The sequence below is a fragment of the Pseudarthrobacter sp. lyk4-40-TYG-27 genome, assembly GCF_030209295.1.
GTDB lineage: Bacteria > Actinomycetota > Actinomycetes > Actinomycetales > Micrococcaceae > Arthrobacter.
Genome location: NZ_JARVSH010000007.1, coordinates 1 through 16,447, shown reverse-complemented (window position 1 = coordinate 16,447; position 16,447 = coordinate 1). Strand labels below are relative to the sequence as shown.

The window sequence follows — 16,447 nt, the reverse complement described above, 5'->3', positions numbered from 1 at the left end:
CCTGCCCTACCTTGCCGGCAGGCCGTAGCGGTGTTCCGGCCTGCCCGTGGTGCCGTAGCGCAGCTGGATGTCCACGGCGCCGTCGTCGGCCAGCGACGACAGGTAGCGCTGCGCCGTGGCGCGGGAGACGCCCACCCGGGCGGCCACCTCGGCGGCGGAATACTGTTCGCCCGGAGCCAGTGATTCCAGCACCGCGGCTTCGGTTGCCGAGCGGGGTTTCGACGACGACGTGACGTCCCCCGGGATCAGCGACCGTTTTGCGCGTTCCACGGCCTCCTGGTCCAGGGCCCCGGCCTGGCCCAAGAGGCGCCGGTACCTGGCATAGGAACGAAGCTGCTGGGACAGCGACTCAGCGGTGAAGGGCTTGAGCAGGTACCCCAAGGCGCCCCGGCGGAACGCCACCCGGACGGAGGCGGCATCCGAGGCGGCGCTGAGGATGATCGTGTCCACATCCAGCTGCTGCAGCAAGTCCAGGCCGGACGCATCGGGGAGGTAGACATCCAGCAGCACCAGGTCCGGGCGCAGGCTGTGGATTGCCTGCAGTGCAAGCGAGGCGGTGCCAACGGGGGCCAGGGCCAGGAATCCGGCCACGGAGTCCACGTAGGCTGCGTGCAGCTTGGCCACATGGAAGTCGTCGTCCACGATCAGGACCCGAAAATCATCAGCCATTGTTGTCCTTTCCGGCTGCCCCGGGGGTCTTCGCGGCAGGGTTTCCCGCCGTCGTGTGCGGGAGGACCGCCATGAAGACGGCGCCCGGCCCGCCGGCGGTGCCGCGATCCAGTACTTTGACGTCGCCGCCGCGGCGGCGTGCCAGCTGCCTGGCCAGGGCCAGGCCGAAGCCCTGCCCGCCACCGGCACGCACCGGGCCCGCAGCGGTGGTGAATCCTTCTACGAAGACGCCTTCGGGATCGGTTCCGTCCGCCAGCCCGTCGCCCGAGTCCGCCACCACGATGTGCAGCGTCCCGCCGTCGTCGCCCGGCTCATCCAGCACCTCGAGCTCAACCCAGCGGTCCGTCGAGGATCCTGCCACGGCGGCGTTGACGGCGTTGTCGATCAGGTTCCCCAGCACCGTGGTCACATCCTGGGCCTCCGTGACCTGGCCGCGGACCAGGGTTTCGGGCCCGATGCGGAGGGCGACGCCGCGTTCGTCCGCTTCCACGCCCTTGGCCCCCACAAACGCCTGCAGGTAGGGGTCCTGGAGCAGTTCGGCCTGGTCCACGGGGAACTTCAGCGGACCGGTGGCGGCCAGGCCGGCCAGGTAGTCACGGGCCTCCTGGTGCTGCCCGATGCCCAGGAAACCGGCCAGGGTGTGCAGCTGGTTGGCGAACTCGTGCCGCTGGGCGCGCAGGGCCGTGGACATGGTGCCCACGGCGTCCAGCTGCCGGGTGAGCTCCTGCAGCTCTGTGCGGTCGCGGAGCATGATCACCCAGCCCAGGTCCTCCCGGCGGTGCAGCGCCTTGCGGGCATTGACCACCAGGACCCGGCCGCCCGCCACCAGTTCCAGGGCATCCGGCCCCGCGGCATTCCCTTCCGGTCCGGCGGCAGCCAACCGCGGAGCGGCGGCCACGGGGGCGGGGCTGGTGAGTGACTTCAGCTGGGCGGGAACGGGGGCGTCCTCCCACCGTGTCCCGGACAGGTCGGGCAAATCGAGCAGGCGCTGCGCCGCGGCGTTGAACACGCTGACCCGGCCGTCGGCACGGACGCCGATGACGCCGTCGTCCACGCCCTGCAGCACTGCTACCTGGTCGTGGACCAGCGTGCTGATCTCTTCCGGTTCCAGGCCCAGGGTGAGCCGCTGGAGGCGGCGGCGCAGCAGGAAGGATCCGAGGACTCCGGCCAGCAGTGCGCCGGCGGCGGTCAGGGCCACCGGGCCGATGTCGCGGCTCACGCTCTGGGCCACGGTTTCCATGGAGTAGCCCACGCTCACCTCACCCACCACCGTCGCGGTGCCGGGGGCATACACCGGAACCTTTGCTCCGGCGGAAGGGCCCAGGGTTCCCGTGTTCCGGGTGGTGATTTCCTGCCCGGACAGCGCCTCGGACGGGTCCGTGCTCACCTTCTCGCCGAGCCGCTGCGGATCCGGGTGGGCCAGCCGGATCCCGGTTTCGTCGGTGATCACTACGAACAGGGCGCCGGTCCTGGTCCGTGCGGCCTCTGCGGAGGCCTGCAGCGGACCCGCGAGGAGCGCGGCCGGCGGGGGAGTGCCGGGCTGTTCGCTGATGGCCAGTACGTCTGCCCTGACCTCCGGATCGGATGCGACGGTCCGGGCCAGCGTCAGGGCCTGGTTCTCCGCGTCGCTGCCTACCCGGTCATACGTCAGCCAGGCATGCACCGTGGCGCTCAGGAGGACCACCAGGAGAACGACGGCCACCTGCAGCAAGAGTGTCTGGGTGGAAAAGCGCAGCGGCTGCCGGGGCGCGGGACGCTGCATTCATCCTCCTTGACGGGTGTGGCGCGACGGGTATGGCTCAACCGTATCGGCTGCCGCCAGGCGCCGACACAGCGTGAGCACAATGAGCAAAATGCTCCCAATAAGCAGTATGCCAATCAATTGAGCCAAAGGCACCGCCGTGACGGACGCCACCCTACAGTCTGTAGCACGCGTCACACCGGTGTGCCGCTGTTCACAAGAAGGAGCCGGCTGTGCTGGTAATACTTGGATTCGCCATGATCGCGGTTTTCATGGTGCTGATCATGACGAAGAAGTTGACGCCAGTGCTGGCGTTGATCATTGTCCCCACCGTTTTTGGCCTCTTTGCCGGCGCCGGCCTGGGCATCGGCGACATGGTCATGGACTCCATGAAGTCCATGACCTCCACCGCGGCCCTGCTGATGTTCGCCATCATCTACTTCGGCCTGATGATCGACGTCGGGCTCTTTGACCCGCTGGTGAAGTTCATCCTCCGCAAGCTGGGCAACGACCCCGCCAAGGTGGTCCTGGGCACCGCCATCCTCGCGGCCGCCGTGTCGCTGGACGGCGACGGGTCCACCACCTTCATCCTCACCACCGCCGCCATGCTGCCGGTCTACCTGCGCCTGAAGATGAGCCCCGTGGTCCTCACCTGCGTGGCCGGCCTGGCCAACGGCACCATGAACATCCTGCCCTGGGGTGGTCCCACCGCCCGCGCCGCCACCGCCCTGAAGATCGATGTCAACGACGTTTTCGTCCCCATGATCCCGTCCCTGGTGGCCGGCCTGGTCGTGGTATTCGCCTTCGCCTGGCTCCTGGGGCTTCAGGAACGCAACCGCCTCCGTGCCGTTGCTCCCGAGATTTGGGGCGTCCCGTCTTCGGCAGAGCCCTTCACGGCAGAAGAGTTCGACGGCGGCACTACCGCCGGCGGCACGGCGCCGCGCGCCGGACGCAAGGGCGGCAACCCCGGCGGGGCAGCCCCCGCCGTCGGCGGCTCCCCGGCAGGATCCTCCGTGGCCGTGCTGGAGCGCACGGACATCCTCCTTGAGGACAGCAGCGCCGGACTCACCGACACCGCCCTGGATCCGAACCGCAGCACCTTGCGTCCCAAGCTGTTCTGGTTCAACCTGGCCCTGACCGTCGCCGTCATGGTGGTCCTCGTGGCCAACGTCATCCCGCTGCCGTTCGTGTTCATGGTGGGCGCGGCCATCGCCCTGCTGGTCAACTTCCCCAAGGTCAAGGACCAGGGCGCCCAGCTCATTGCGCACGCACCTTCCATCGTCGCCGTGGTCAGCATGGTCATGGCCGCCGCCGTCCTCACCGGCGTCCTCAAGGGCACCGGCATGGTCGAAGCCATGTCCGCCTGGCTGGTCCAGATCATCCCGTCCTCCATGGGCCCGTTCATGGCCGTCATCACCGGTGTGCTGAGCATCCCCATGACGTTCTTCATGAGCAACGACGCCTTCTACTTCGGCGTCCTGCCCGTCCTCAGCGAGACGGCCGCGCACTACGGTGTCGGCGCCGCGGACATGGCCCGGGCCTCCATCACCGGCCAGCCGTTCCACCTGCAGAGCCCGCTCGTTCCGGCCATCCTGCTGCTGGTTTCGCTGGCCAAGGTGGACCTCGGTGACCACCACAAGAAAGTCCTGTGGCGTACCGCCGTCATCTCCCTGGTCATGCTTGGCGTCGGGATGCTGACCGGAGCCATCGGAATCGGTTAGTCTGTAGCTGCCTGTGCTCCTGTCCCCGAGGCAGGGCCTGGCACGAAGGTGCCCGTCTGACGCCCGCTGGGGGATGTCAGACGGGCATCGGCGTTTCCCCACTAGACTGGATCGGAAAACAATTCGAACTTTGCAGGGGAGATCCATGGCTGCGATCAACCGTGACGACGTCGCGCATCTCGCGCGGCTCGCTCACATCGAGATGAGTGCCGAAGAGCTGGACAGGATGGCCGGCGAACTGGCCGTTATCGTCGATTCGGTCAAGTCCGTCAGCGAGGCCGCAGGGGATGACGTCCCGGCGACCTCCCACCCCATCCCGCTGACCAACGTCTTCCGCGACGACGTCGTGGGACACACCTTCACGGCGGAACAGGCGCTCTCCGGTGCTCCGGATTCCGATGACAACCGTTTCAAGGTCCCGGCCATCCTGGATGAGGCATAACCATGACTGAACAGAACTCCACCGGCATCAGCGCCGAAACCCTGATCCGCCTCTCCGCCGCGCAGCTCGCTGAGAAGCTGGCTGCCGGCGAGGTCACCGCCGTCCAGGCCACCCAGGCGTACCTCGACCGCATCGCCGCCGTCGACGGGCAGGTCAATGCCTTCCTGCACGTCAACGCCGAGGAAGCCCTTGCCGTCGCCGCGGAGGTTGACGCCATCCGTGCCGCCGGCGGCGCGGAGGCGGAATCCCTGCACGTCCTCGCCGGCGTGCCCATCGCCGTCAAGGACCTCATCGTCACCATCGGCCAGCCCACTACTGCCGGTTCCAAGATCCTCGAAGGCTGGCACAGCCCGTACGACGCCACGGTCGTCGAGCGCCTGCGCGCGGCCAAGATGCCGATCCTTGGCAAGACCAACCTGGACGAGTTCGCCATGGGCTCCTCCACCGAGCACTCCGCCTACGGACCCACCCGCAACCCCTGGGACCTGGACCGGATCCCGGGCGGCTCCGGCGGCGGTTCAGCTGCGGCCGTGGCTGCCTTCGAGGCCCCGCTGGCGCTCGGCACGGACACCGGGGGATCCATCCGCCAGCCCGGCGCCGTCACCGGCACCGTGGGCGTGAAGCCCACTTACGGCAGTGTCTCCCGCTACGGCGCCATCGCCATGGCGTCCTCCCTGGACCAGATCGGCCCCGTGACCCGCACTGTCCTGGACTCCGCCCTGCTGCACCAGGTCATCGGCGGCCATGACCCACGCGACTCCACCTCCCTGCCGGAACCGCTTGCTGACCTTGTTGCCGCAGCGAAGACCGGCAACGTCGAGGGCCTGCGGATCGGCATCATCAAGGAACTGCATGGCGAGGGCTACCAGGCCGGCGTCGAAAACCGCTTCAACGATGCCCTGGAGCTGCTCAAGGAAGCCGGCGCCGAGATCGTGGAGGTTTCCTGCCCCAACTTCCAGTACGCCCTGGGCGCCTACTACCTGATCATGCCGTCCGAGGCCTCCTCCAACCTGGCCAAGTTCGACGGCGTCCGGTACGGCCTGCGGGTCCTGCCGGAAGACGGTCCCATGACCATTGAACGCGTCATGGGCGCCACCCGCGCCGCCGGCTTCGGCGATGAGGTCAAGCGCCGCATCATCCTGGGTACCTACGCCCTGTCGGCCGGCTACTACGACGCCTACTACGGGTCCGCCCAGAAGGTGCGCACGCTGGTCCAGCGGGACTTTGATGCCGCCTTTGAGCAGGCCGACGTCCTGATCTCGCCCACCGCCCCCACCACGGCCTTCCCGCTCGGCGAAAAACTGGACGACCCCCTGGCCATGTACCTCAACGACGTCGCCACCATCCCGGCGAACCTCGCCGGCGTCCCCGGGCTGTCCCTGCCCGGCGGCCTGGCGGACGAGGACGGCCTGCCCGTGGGCATCCAGCTGCTGGCACCCGCCCGTGAGGATGCCCGCCTCTACCGGGTGGGTGCTGTCCTGGAGTCCTTGCTGGAAGCCAAATGGGGCGGCCCGCTGCTGGCCCAGGCTCCCGCGCTGGGCGCTGAATCCCTCGAAACCCAGGAGGCAAAATAATGAGCACCGACGAAATCCTGAGCTTCGAAGAGGCCATGGAGAAGTACGACCCCGTCCTCGGCTTCGAGGTCCACGTCGAACTGAACACCAAGACCAAGATGTTCTCCTCCGCGCCCAACGTCTTCGGCGACGAGCCGAACACCAACGTCAACGAGGTGGACCTGGGGATGCCCGGTGTCCTGCCGGTGGTCAACAAGACGGCGGTGGAGTCCTCCATCAAGATCGGCTTGGCGCTGAACTGCAAGATCGCCGAATCCTGCCGGTTTGCCCGGAAGAACTACTTCTACCCGGATACCCCCAAGAACTTCCAGACCTCGCAGTATGACGAGCCCATCGCGTACGACGGCTACCTGGATATTGAACTCGACGACGGCACCGTGTTCCGGGTGGAAATCGAGCGCGCGCACATGGAAGAGGACGCCGGAAAGCTGACGCACATGGGCGGCGCCACCGGCCGCATCCAGGGTGCCGACTTCTCCCTGGTGGACTACAACCGTGCAGGCGTACCGCTGGTGGAAATTGTCACCAAGCCCATCGAGGGCGCGGGCTCCCGCGCACCGGAGCTCGCCAAGGCGTACGTTGCCGCCATCCGCGAAATCGTCAAGAACCTCGGCGTTTCCGACGCAAAGATGGAACGCGGCAACGTCCGTTGCGATGCCAACGTCTCGCTGCGCCCGCACGGCCGCGAACGCTTCGGCATCCGCTCCGAAACGAAGAACGTGAACTCGCTGCGCGCCGTGGAACACGCCGTGCGCTACGAGATCCAGCGCCACGCCGCCGTCCTGGACTCCGGAAACCCGGTGGTGCAGGAAACCCGCCACTGGCACGAGGACACCCGCACCACCACCTCGGGCCGGCCCAAGTCCGACGCCGACGATTACCGCTATTTCCCGGAACCTGACCTGGTGCCGGTGGTCGCTTCGCGCGAATGGGTGGAGGAATTGCGTGCCACGCTGCCCGAGCCGCCCGCCGAGCGCCGGAAGCGGCTCAAGGCCGACTGGGGCTACTCCGACCTGGAATTCCGCGACGTTGTGAACGCCGGCGTCCTGGACGAAATCGAGGAAACCATCGCGGCCGGGGCTTCCGCCTCCGTGGCCCGCAAGTGGTGGATGGGGGAGATCGTCGGCCGCGCCAAGGCTGCCGATGTGGACCCCGGCCAGCTGGGCGTCGAGGCTGCCACCGTGGTGGAGCTCAGCCGCATGGTGGAGGCCGGCAAGATCAACAACAAGATGGCCTCCCAGGTGCTGGACGGCGTGCTCGCCGGCGAAGGCACCCCGGAAGAGATCGTCGAAGCGCGCGGCCTCGCCGTGGTGTCCGACGACGGACCCCTCCTGGAAGCCATCGACGCCGCGCTGGCCGCGCAGCCCGGCGTCGCGGACAAGATCCGCGCCGGCAAGGTGCAGGCCGTGGGAGCGATCGTGGGCGGGGTCATGAAGGCCACCCGCGGGCAGGCCGACGCAGGACGCGTCAAGGAGTTGATCCTGGAGAAGCTGGGCGTCACCGCTTAGCACTCCGATACCCACCCGGGTCGCAGCAGATGTCGTTTTGAGCATCCATAACGACATCAACTGCGGCCCGGTTGGGCTTTAAGTACTCAGGTGCCGCCGGCCGCAAAGTACCCGTGGCCGCACGTGCGTGGCGGACCTAGACTGGAGCCCACAGGGCACAGGAGGGTACAGGGCGATGATGCCTTGGCAGTGCTGAGGAAGGAACAACCATGGTCCGGGACCCATTGAGGATGCGCAAGGCAATGCTGGCCGGGGCGGTGGCCTTGGCCCTTTCCGGAACCGGGGCGGCACTGGCCTGGTCGGCCACCGGGACGCCAACGCCGTCCCCCTCCCAGACTGCACCGGGACAGCAGAAGGCACCGGGCCAACAAAAGGCACCCGGGCAGCAGAAGGCACCCGGGCAGCAGAAGTCCCGGCATGGCCAACCGCTCCACGGTGAGGCAGTGGTCAAGCAGCCCGACGGAACCTTCCAGACTGTCCTCGAACAGCGCGGAACCATGGAGTCCGTCAGCGACTCCGCCATCACCGTCAAGAGCGAGGACGGCTTCATCCAGTCCTATGCAGTCAACGCGGACACCAGGATCACCAAACTTTCGGCGGCCGACGATGGTGCGGGCCGCAAGCCGGCAGCCGGATCGATGGCGGACATCGCCGCCGGCGACACCGTGCGCGTGGCCGGCGTGAAGGACGGGGACCAGGCCACTGCCAAGCGGATCGTCGACGGCGCCGGTGACGGCCCGGGCCTGGGGTCGGGACGTGGGCACGGCATGGGCAAAAAGATGGGTGCGGGCAACCATCAGGATGGCGAAGGGGCATAGCTGCGCCGGTCCGGCCACGCCTGCCACGGGTCCGTGACACCGTGCCCGCCCCTGCACCAGCCAGCTCCCGCTTACCCCTGTTGCACCAGCCCTGCCATGATGTCTTCCAGGGCCTCACAGACCAGCACTACTGCACGCCGCTTGAGGTTTTCCGGCCTGGCCAGCAGGTCGATCCGGCGGCGGGTGCTGATGCCTTCGAGCGGGCGCAGGACAATGTCCGGATTCAGGACCGGCCCGGCGGTGTACCTGGGCAGCAGCCCCACCACCCCGCCCGCGGCCACCAGGGCAGCCACCGTGGAGTAGTCGTTGATGCGGTGGACGATGTTCGGTTCCCGGCTGGATACGGCCGCGACGGCGGAGAGCACGTCGGCGGGGGAGTAGCCGGGGTGGCTGGTCACCCAGGCTTCGGCGCCGACGTCGTGCACCGTGACGGTGTCCTGCCGGGCCAGCGGGTGCCCGGCGGGGAGGGCCACGTCCAGCGGCTCGTGGGCCAGCGGGATCACGGCGACGCGCTCGGCGGGCCAGCGGGGGCTGTGGTCCATCCGGTGCGCCAGCACGAGGTCGTACCGGGCGGTGAGGGCCGGGAAGTCCTGCTGGGCGACGTCCTCGTCGGAGAGTTCGATCCGCGGATGTCCCGGCTGGTCCAGCATCCGCGCCAGCGGGCCAAAGAGGGCCTGCCCGGCGCTGTGGAACCCACTGACGGTGACCCGGCCGGCGGGCGAACCGTGGTATGAGCCCAGCGCGCCACGGGCATCGGCCATGGCGCTGAGGACGGCGGCGCCGGCGTCGGCGAGGACTTGGCCGGCTTCGGTCAGGACCAGGTTCCGGCCCTCCTTGCGCGTCAACGGCACGTCCACCGTCCGTTGCAGGTGGGCCAGTTGTTGGGAGACCGCCGACGGGGTGACCATGAGGGTGTCGGCCACCGCCTTCACGCTGCCCAGCGCCCCAAGTTCGCGGAGGATTTCCAGCTGATGTAATTCCACTCCGCCAGTGTATACATTAGGAAAATCTAAATCGTCGATTGAGAAGATTCCTGTTGTGCTAATGCTTTCCCGGGGCTTCAATGAGGAGGACACCAACCCGCTGATGTGAATGCCAAGAAGTAAGGACGCCAATGAAGGCCCTGTACAAGGCCGGCCCGCACGCCGGTTTCGAACTCGTCGACCGGCCGGAACCCACGGCGGGTCCGGCCGACGTCAAGATCCGCGTGATGACCACCGGGATCTGCGGAACCGACCTCCACATCCAGTCCTGGGACGCCTGGGCGCAGGGCATGATCGAGGCTCCGCTCATCGCCGGCCACGAATTCTACGGCGAAGTGGTGGAGGTGGGCGAGGACGTCCGCGAGGTCAAGGTGGGAGACCGAGTCTCCGGCGAAGGCCACGTGGTCTGCGGTATCTGCCGCAACTGCCGTGCCGGGCGCCGGCAGATGTGCATCCACACGGTCAGCGTGGGAGTCCAGCGGGACGGCGCCTTCGCCGAATACGTGGTCATCCCGGAGACCAACGTTTGGATCCACCACGACCCCTCGGTCACTCCCGAGCTTGGCGCCATCTTCGACCCGTTCGGCAACGCCGTCCACACGGCGCTGAGCTTCCCCTTGGTGGGCGAAGACGTGCTCATCACCGGCGCAGGTCCCATCGGCCTGATGGCCATCGCTGTGGCCCGCCACGCCGGCGCGCGCAAGATCGCCATCACGGATGTGTCGGTGCCGCGGCTGGAGCTGGCCAAGCAGCTGGGCGCCGACCTCGCCATCGATGTCTCCACGACCCGCGTCCGCGATGCCCAGCGGGAGCTGGGCATGCGGGAGGGGTTCGACGTCGGAATGGAAATGTCCGGCCACCCCACCGCCCTGCCTGAGATGATCGACAACATGAACCACGGCGGCCGGATCGCCATGCTGGGCTTGCCCAGCCAGGACATCACCATCGACTGGGGCAAGGTGGTCACCCACATGCTCACGCTCAAAGGCATCTATGGCCGGGAGATGTACGAAACCTGGTACGCCATGAGCGCCATGCTCTCCTCCAACCCGGTGCTGCACGCCGGAATCTCCGCCGTGGTCACGGACACGCTGCCCGCCACGGACTGGGAGAAGGGCTTCGACATTGCCCGCAGCGGCGTGGGCGGAAAAGTTGTCCTCGACTGGACCCGACTGTAAGGAACCCCATGTACACCTCCATCAAGGACCAGCTCCGCGGCGAGCTGGACGAGATCCGCACCGCGGGACTCTACAAGACCGAACGCAGCATCAGTTCACCGCAGTCAAGCCACATCATCGCGGGCCGGATCGGCGGTCAAGGCAGCGACGTGCTGAACTTTTGTGCCAACAACTACCTGGGCCTGGCCGACCATCCGGACATCATCAATGCCGCAAAAACCGCCATGGATGAGCGCGGCTTCGGCATGGCCAGCGTCCGTTTCATCTGCGGAACCCAGGACCTGCACCTCAGCCTCGAGGCCAGGGTCTCCGCGTTCCTGGGGACCGAGGACACCATCCTTTTCTCCAGCTGCTTCGATGCCAACGGCGGCGTCTTCGAGTCCCTCCTCGGCCCGGACGACGCCGTCATTTCGGACGCCCTCAACCACGCCTCCATCATTGACGGCATCCGCCTGTGCAAGGCCCGCCGCTACCGGTACGCCAACCAGGACATGGCCGAGCTCGAGGCCCGCCTCCAGGAGGCCCAGGACGCGCGGCGGAAGCTGATCGTCACCGACGGCGTGTTCTCCATGGACGGTTTCCTCGCCCCGCTTGAGGCCATCTGCGACCTCGCCGAAAAATACGGCGCCATGGTGATGGTGGACGACTCCCATGCGGTGGGCTTCATGGGCGCTACCGGCGCGGGCACCCCGGAGCACGCAGGGGTTTCGGACCGGGTGGACATCTACACCGGAACCTTCGGCAAGGCACTTGGCGGGGCGTCCGGCGGCTACGTGTCCGGCCGCGGCGAGATCGTGGCCATGCTTCGGCAAAAGGCGCGGCCGTACCTGTTCTCCAACTCATTGGCGCCCGCCATCGTGGCCGCGACACTCAAAGCTCTTGACCTTGTGGAGAATTCCGCGGAGCTCCGGCGCCGGTTGTTCGAGAACGCCGCGCAGTTCCGCCGCAGGATGACCGAGGAAGGCTTCGACCTGCTCCCGGGGGAGCACGCCATTGTGCCCGTCATGTTTGGGGACGCAGTGATGGCAGCCAAGGTGGCGGACCGGATGCTGCAGCACGGCGTCTTCGTCACCGCCTTCAGCTTCCCCGTGGTCCCGCGCGGTGCCGCCCGGATCCGGGTGCAGCTGTCCGCCGCCCATTCAGGGGACGACGTCGAAGCATGCGTGCGTGCCTTCGTCGCCAGCCGTGCCGAGGCGGCAGCCTAAACGGCAGCGCCGCCTGGCATGAACGCGCGCCTGGCATCAACCATCGCCGGGCATGTACGCGCGCCTGGCATCAACCATCGCCGGGCATGTACGCGCGCCTGGCATCAACCATCGCCGGGCATGTACGCGCGCCTGGCATAAACCCCGCCCGGCATGAACTCTGCGAGGATGGACCAATGGCAGCACATTACGATGTCCTGATCGTAGGCGGCGGCATCGCCGGCCTGTCCTTGGCGTCCGCGCTGGCGGGGCGTTGCAGCGTTGCGCTGGTGGAGGCGGAGCAGGAACTGGCGTACCACACGTCCTCCCGCTCCGCCCGCCAGCTCATCCCCAGTTACGGGCCTCCCGTAGTGCAGGAACTCACCGTCCGGACCCTCGAACTGCTGGCTGCCCGCGACAGGGAACTGCCGGAACCGGTCCTGACCCCGCGCAGTTTCATGCTGATCGGCTCGGAGCCGGATGTGGCATCCGAGGCGAGCGGACACATGCAGGCGATTACGGTGGACCGTGCCCTCGAGCTCTGCCCGGCGCTCTTGCCGGGAACGTTTACCGCCGCAGGGCTGGACACTGGTTCCTTCGGATGCAACGCCCCTGTCCTGCTGGCGGATCACCGTGAGAGGGCGGTCGCCGCCGGGGCGGACATCATCACGGGCGCCCGCGTCCACTCGGCCCAGCGGCAAGGCTCGGGGTGGCAGGTGGGCGCCGGCAGCGAAGGCTTTGAGGCCGGGGTCCTGGTCAACGCGGCCGGTGCCTGGGCCGACGAGCTCGCCGTGATCAGCGGCGTCGAGAAGCTCGGACTCCAGCCGTACCGGCGCACTGCGGCGATTGCCGCCGTCGAACGATCCCTGCCTGAACACAGCCCCATGGTGGCCGCCGCGGACAATTCTTTCTATTTTCGGCCGGACGGCCCGGATGTGCTGATTTCCCCGTCCGAAACGGTGCCCAGCGGCCCCGAGGATGCGCGTCCGCGGCCAGGCGACGTGCAACGCTTGGTGGCCATGTTGAACTCCACGACCGCCCTCGGGATCACCCACATCCGGCGTGCCTGGACGGGCCTGCGCACCGAAGCGGCGGACGGGGTGCCGGTGGCGGGCTTCGACGCCGAAGCGCCGGGGTTCTACTGGCTCGCAGGGCAGGGCGGCTACGGATTCCAGACCTCCGCAGCCATGGCGGAGTTTGCAGCCACCCAGATCCTTGCCGGGCAATCCGGTGGCGGCGGTGCGAGCGGGGCCGGTCCGGCATCCCGGACAGTGGAGGCACTGGCTGCCACACGCTGGTCCATTCGACGCTGAAGAATGGTCCCATGAGCACCCTGATCACCAATATCGCCGAGCTGATGACGCAGGACCTTGAACATCGGCTCCTGCGGGACGCCGCCGTGGTAGTGGACGGGGAACGGATCGCGTGGATTGGCGCTGCGGACGATGCACCTGCCGCGGACGACGCCGTCGATGCCGGCGGGCGGGCCATGCTGCCGGGATGGGTGGACTCCCACAGCCACTTGCTCTTTGCCGGGGACCGCACCGCCGAGTTCGAAGCCCGGATGTCCGGCGAGGCCTACGCCGCCGGCGGCATCGCCGTCACCATGAATGCCACCAGGGCCACATCCGATTTTGACCTCACGCGGCTGGCCATGGGGAGGGTGGCTGAGGCCGTCTCGCAGGGGACCACCTACCTGGAGACGAAGACCGGCTACGGCCTGGACATTGAGAATGAGGCCAGGAGCGCCCGGATCGCTTCCACAGTGGCAGACCAGGTGACTTATCTTGGTGCGCATCTGGTTCCCGCCGGCCAGGATGCCGAGGCCTACACGGACCTGGTCTGCGGGCCGATGCTCGCCGCCGTCAGGCCCTATGTCCAGTGGGCGGACGTGTTCTGCGAGGAAGGTGCCTTCACTGCCGAGCAGTCGCGCCGCGTGCTCCTGGCCTGCCGCGACGCCGGGCTCGGCCTGCGCGTGCACGGCAACCAGTTGGGCGAAGGGCCGGGCGTCCAATTAGCCGTCGAGGTGGGCGCTGCCAGTGTTGACCACGTGAACCACCTTTCCGGGCGGGACGTCAAGGCCCTGGCGGCCTCGTGGTCCGCGTGGGACCCGGCCACCGGCACGGGGGAGCGGGGCACGGTGGCCACCTGCCTGCCCGCTTGCGACCTGTCCACCCGCCAGCCGCTGGCACCGGCGCGGGCACTCCTTGATGCTGGCGTCCAGGTGGCGTTGGCCTCCAACTGCAATCCGGGCACGTCCTACACCAGTTCCATGGCATTTTGCGTGACCACTGCCGTTCTCCAGATGCACCTGAGCGTGCACGAGGCCGTCCGTGCTGCCACCTATTGCGGTGCCTTGGCGCTGCACCGGGAGGTGGGGCGTGACGCGGACGGCGAGCGGGCCGTAGGATCGATCGCCGTCGGCCACCGGGCCGACCTTCACCTGCTCAACGCACCCTCCGCCACCCACCTCGCTTACCGCCCGGGCATGCCGCTGACGTACGCTGTGTGGCGTGCCGGAGTGCGGGCTCGGTAAAGATTGCCGGTTAAGTGATTTTTCTTGATCGTTCACCCGGGGTTACAATCAGAAAACGTCATCCGATAGGGTGGCTGGTGTACTGAAAGGCCCCCCTGCATGACGCGCACAGACCGGCTGACGGCCATTCTTGACCTCTTGGCCAGGACCGGCCAAGTGGAAGTTGACGAGATCGTCAGCAGCCTGAATGTTTCGCCGGCCACTGCCCGCCGCGACCTGGACAGCCTTGCCAAGCGGCGGCTGCTGACCCGGACCCGCGGCGGCGCCACTACCGGTGCCTTGGCCTACGACCTGCCCGGACGCTACAACCGTGACGACCACGCAGAGGCCAAGGAACAAATCGCGCAGTGCGCATCGGCCCTGATCCGGCCTGGAGCAGTCATTGGGCTGTGCGGGGGCACCACCAGCACAGCCCTGGCGCAGATCCTGGCGACGCGGGAAGACCTGAACGCCCCGTCCAACCAGCCAACTCTCACCGTGGTCACCAACGCCATCAACATCGCCGGCCAGCTCGCGGTGCGGCCCAACATCAAAGTCATGGTCACCGGGGGCATCCTCAACCCCCGCTCCTACGAGCTGGTTGGGCCCTATACGGACATCATCATGCAAAAGGTGGTGCTGGACATCGCATTCATCGGAGTCAACGGCATCGACCCCGAGGTGGGACCCACCAACACCGGCGAAGGGGAAGCCTCGGTCAATGCGCTGCTCGCCAGCCGGGCCCGCGTCTCGTACGTCCTGGCCGACTCTTCCAAGGTGGGCGTCCGGGCCTTCGCCACCATGGACGGTTACGACTTCACCCGGCTCATCACTGATTCCGGCATTTCTGCCCACGACAAGGCGGCCTTCGAAGCCCGGGGTACGGAAGTTATTATCGCGCCTGCCTGATGCACGGCAGCTGGTGTAAGCGTGGCCTGTGCGCCCTCTGGTGTGCTGCCTGGATCCTTGGTGTTGCCCCGGCTTGTGGTTCCCTCCGGCCGCTCCATCAGCCCGGATCCAGAAACTGAGGGCAAGATGGGAACATGCTGGTTCCCTCCCGCCGTCGCCTGCGGCTCGAAGTCTGGATCGTCCTGGGCCTGTCACTCGGCCAGTCGGCTGTGTACTCTGTGGTGCAGCTGCTGGAGAAGATGACCCGTGCGCCACTGGCGGAGGGAACCTCCACCCTGAACCGGTCGCAGAGTACGCGGGAGTACTTTGACCTGACCTACCAGTTGCTGGACATCATCTTTGCGCTGGTTCCCGTGCTGCTGGTCCTCTACTTCCTCACGGACCAGCGCCAGGCCGCCCCGGGCGACGCCGGTTCATCAGGTTCGGCGTTCCGGAAGCTTGGGTTCAACTTTGCGCGGCCCGGAAGGGACCTGCTGCAGGGCCTGGGGCTGGCGGCCCTGATCGGGATCCCGTCGCTGGGGCTGTACGCCGCCGGCCGCGCGCTGGGAATCACGACGTCGATCATTCCCAGTGCGCTCGACGCCTACTGGTGGACGGTGCCGGTCCTGATCCTGTCCGCGATCAGGCACGCGGTCCTGGAAGAAGTCATTGTGGTGGGCTACCTCTTGGACCGCTTCGGCAAATTCGGTTGGAGCACGCCTCTCGCTATCGCCGTCAGTTCGGTGCTCCGCGGCAGCTATCACCTCTACCAGGGTTTCGGGCCATTTATCGGCAACGCGATCATGGGGGTGGTCTTCGCCTGGCTGTACACCCGAACCCGCCGCGTCATGCCGCTGGTCATCGCCCACGCGCTGCTGGACATCGTGGCGTTCGTCGGCTTCAGTCTCTTTGGCAAGGCCGTGGGGCTGGGGTAGGAGTGGGGAATTAGCCTCGGCGGCTCAACCCGTACATGTGCTGTCACATCAGCGACAACAGCAAAGGCCACTGTGCTTGCGGGTCCGGTGGCAACACGAAGGGTTTCGCGTAGAAGTCGTACCAGAGGGCATCAGTCGCGCAAAGCTCGTCGGGATCCAGCAGGTTGTTTCCGTCAGGCTCCTCCGTTTCCGGATCCTCCGTTTCCGGATCCGGCCACGCTTGAACTTCGGCACGTGGCAGGGTTCCTGGTGGCCAGTGGGTTGGTTGGGGGTCGTGTTGTTCGGGTTTGT

14 protein-coding genes and 1 pseudogene are annotated in these 16,447 nt (G+C 67.3%); 11 read left to right on the top strand and 4 right to left on the bottom strand.

Annotated elements, in window-relative coordinates; translation table 11 throughout:
• Positions 1-6: 6 nt before the first annotated feature.
• Both QRM96_RS14330 and QRM96_RS14325 read right to left on the bottom strand, forming a co-directional pair.
• Positions 7-669, bottom strand: a complete 663-nt coding sequence (locus tag QRM96_RS14330; RefSeq protein WP_018763015.1) for a response regulator — start codon at positions 667-669, stop codon at positions 7-9.
• Positions 662-2,431, bottom strand: coding sequence for a sensor histidine kinase (locus QRM96_RS14325; protein ID WP_018763016.1), 1,770 nt, complete (start codon positions 2,429-2,431; stop codon positions 662-664). Before QRM96_RS14325 ends, QRM96_RS14330 begins: the two co-directional genes overlap by 8 nt.
• Positions 2,432-2,643: 212 nt before the next feature.
• Between QRM96_RS14325 and QRM96_RS14320 the strand changes: the two genes are divergently transcribed.
• The 5 genes from QRM96_RS14320 (at position 2,644) to QRM96_RS14300 (ending at position 8,473) form a co-directional block, all read left to right on the top strand.
• Positions 2,644-4,131: a CitMHS family transporter gene (locus QRM96_RS14320; protein WP_026264939.1), complete on the top strand. Its 1,488-nt coding sequence runs from the start codon at positions 2,644-2,646 to the stop codon at positions 4,129-4,131.
• 145 nt (positions 4,132-4,276) lie between these two features.
• On the top strand, positions 4,277-4,573 hold the full coding sequence (gene gatC, locus QRM96_RS14315; protein WP_018763018.1) for an Asp-tRNA(Asn)/Glu-tRNA(Gln) amidotransferase subunit GatC: 297 nt from the start codon (positions 4,277-4,279) through the stop codon (positions 4,571-4,573).
• Between the two features lie 2 nt (positions 4,574-4,575).
• Positions 4,576-6,147, top strand: a complete 1,572-nt coding sequence (gatA, locus tag QRM96_RS14310) for an Asp-tRNA(Asn)/Glu-tRNA(Gln) amidotransferase subunit GatA (RefSeq protein WP_018763019.1) — start codon at positions 4,576-4,578, stop codon at positions 6,145-6,147.
• Entirely contained in the window at positions 6,147-7,655 is a 1,509-nt protein-coding gene (gatB, locus tag QRM96_RS14305; protein ID WP_109864150.1) for an Asp-tRNA(Asn)/Glu-tRNA(Gln) amidotransferase subunit GatB, read from the top strand. Before gatA ends, gatB begins: the two co-directional genes overlap by 1 nt.
• Positions 7,656-7,864: 209 nt before the next feature.
• Positions 7,865-8,473, top strand: coding sequence for a DUF5666 domain-containing protein (locus QRM96_RS14300; RefSeq protein WP_285320050.1), 609 nt, complete (start codon positions 7,865-7,867; stop codon positions 8,471-8,473).
• A 71-nt stretch (positions 8,474-8,544) separates the two neighbouring features.
• On the opposite strand, the gene QRM96_RS14295 is transcribed toward QRM96_RS14300, so the two are convergent.
• Entirely contained in the window at positions 8,545-9,456 is a 912-nt protein-coding gene (locus QRM96_RS14295) for a LysR family transcriptional regulator (RefSeq protein WP_285320049.1), read from the bottom strand.
• Positions 9,457-9,587: 131 nt separating this feature from the next.
• On the opposite strand from QRM96_RS14295, the gene tdh reads away from it, so the two are divergent.
• From tdh to QRM96_RS14265, 6 genes are all read left to right on the top strand, one after another.
• Positions 9,588-10,634 (top strand): L-threonine 3-dehydrogenase, encoded by a 1,047-nt coding sequence (gene tdh, locus QRM96_RS14290; RefSeq protein ID WP_285320048.1) that lies wholly within the window; start codon positions 9,588-9,590, stop codon positions 10,632-10,634.
• An 8-nt stretch (positions 10,635-10,642) separates the two neighbouring features.
• Complete coding sequence (locus QRM96_RS14285; RefSeq protein WP_285320047.1) at positions 10,643-11,839, top strand: glycine C-acetyltransferase; 1,197 nt, start codon at positions 10,643-10,645, stop codon at positions 11,837-11,839.
• A gap of 176 nt (positions 11,840-12,015) precedes the next feature.
• Positions 12,016-13,131, top strand: coding sequence for an NAD(P)/FAD-dependent oxidoreductase (locus QRM96_RS14280; protein ID WP_285320046.1), 1,116 nt, complete (start codon positions 12,016-12,018; stop codon positions 13,129-13,131).
• A gap of 11 nt (positions 13,132-13,142) precedes the next feature.
• Entirely contained in the window at positions 13,143-14,354 is a 1,212-nt protein-coding gene (gene hutI / locus QRM96_RS14275) for an imidazolonepropionase (protein WP_285320045.1), read from the top strand.
• Positions 14,355-14,453: 99 nt separating this feature from the next.
• Positions 14,454-15,242 carry a DeoR/GlpR family DNA-binding transcription regulator gene (locus tag QRM96_RS14270; protein WP_018763027.1) on the top strand — a complete coding sequence of 263 codons (789 nt, stop codon included), beginning with the start codon at positions 14,454-14,456 and terminating at the stop codon, positions 15,240-15,242.
• Between the two features lie 134 nt (positions 15,243-15,376).
• Entirely contained in the window at positions 15,377-16,156 is a 780-nt protein-coding gene (locus tag QRM96_RS14265; RefSeq protein WP_285320044.1) for a CPBP family intramembrane glutamic endopeptidase, read from the top strand.
• Between the two features lie 43 nt (positions 16,157-16,199).
• Here QRM96_RS14265 and QRM96_RS14260 read toward each other — a convergent pair.
• Positions 16,200-16,447 (bottom strand): annotated as a pseudogene (locus tag QRM96_RS14260) (HNH endonuclease signature motif containing protein); the annotation flags it as partial.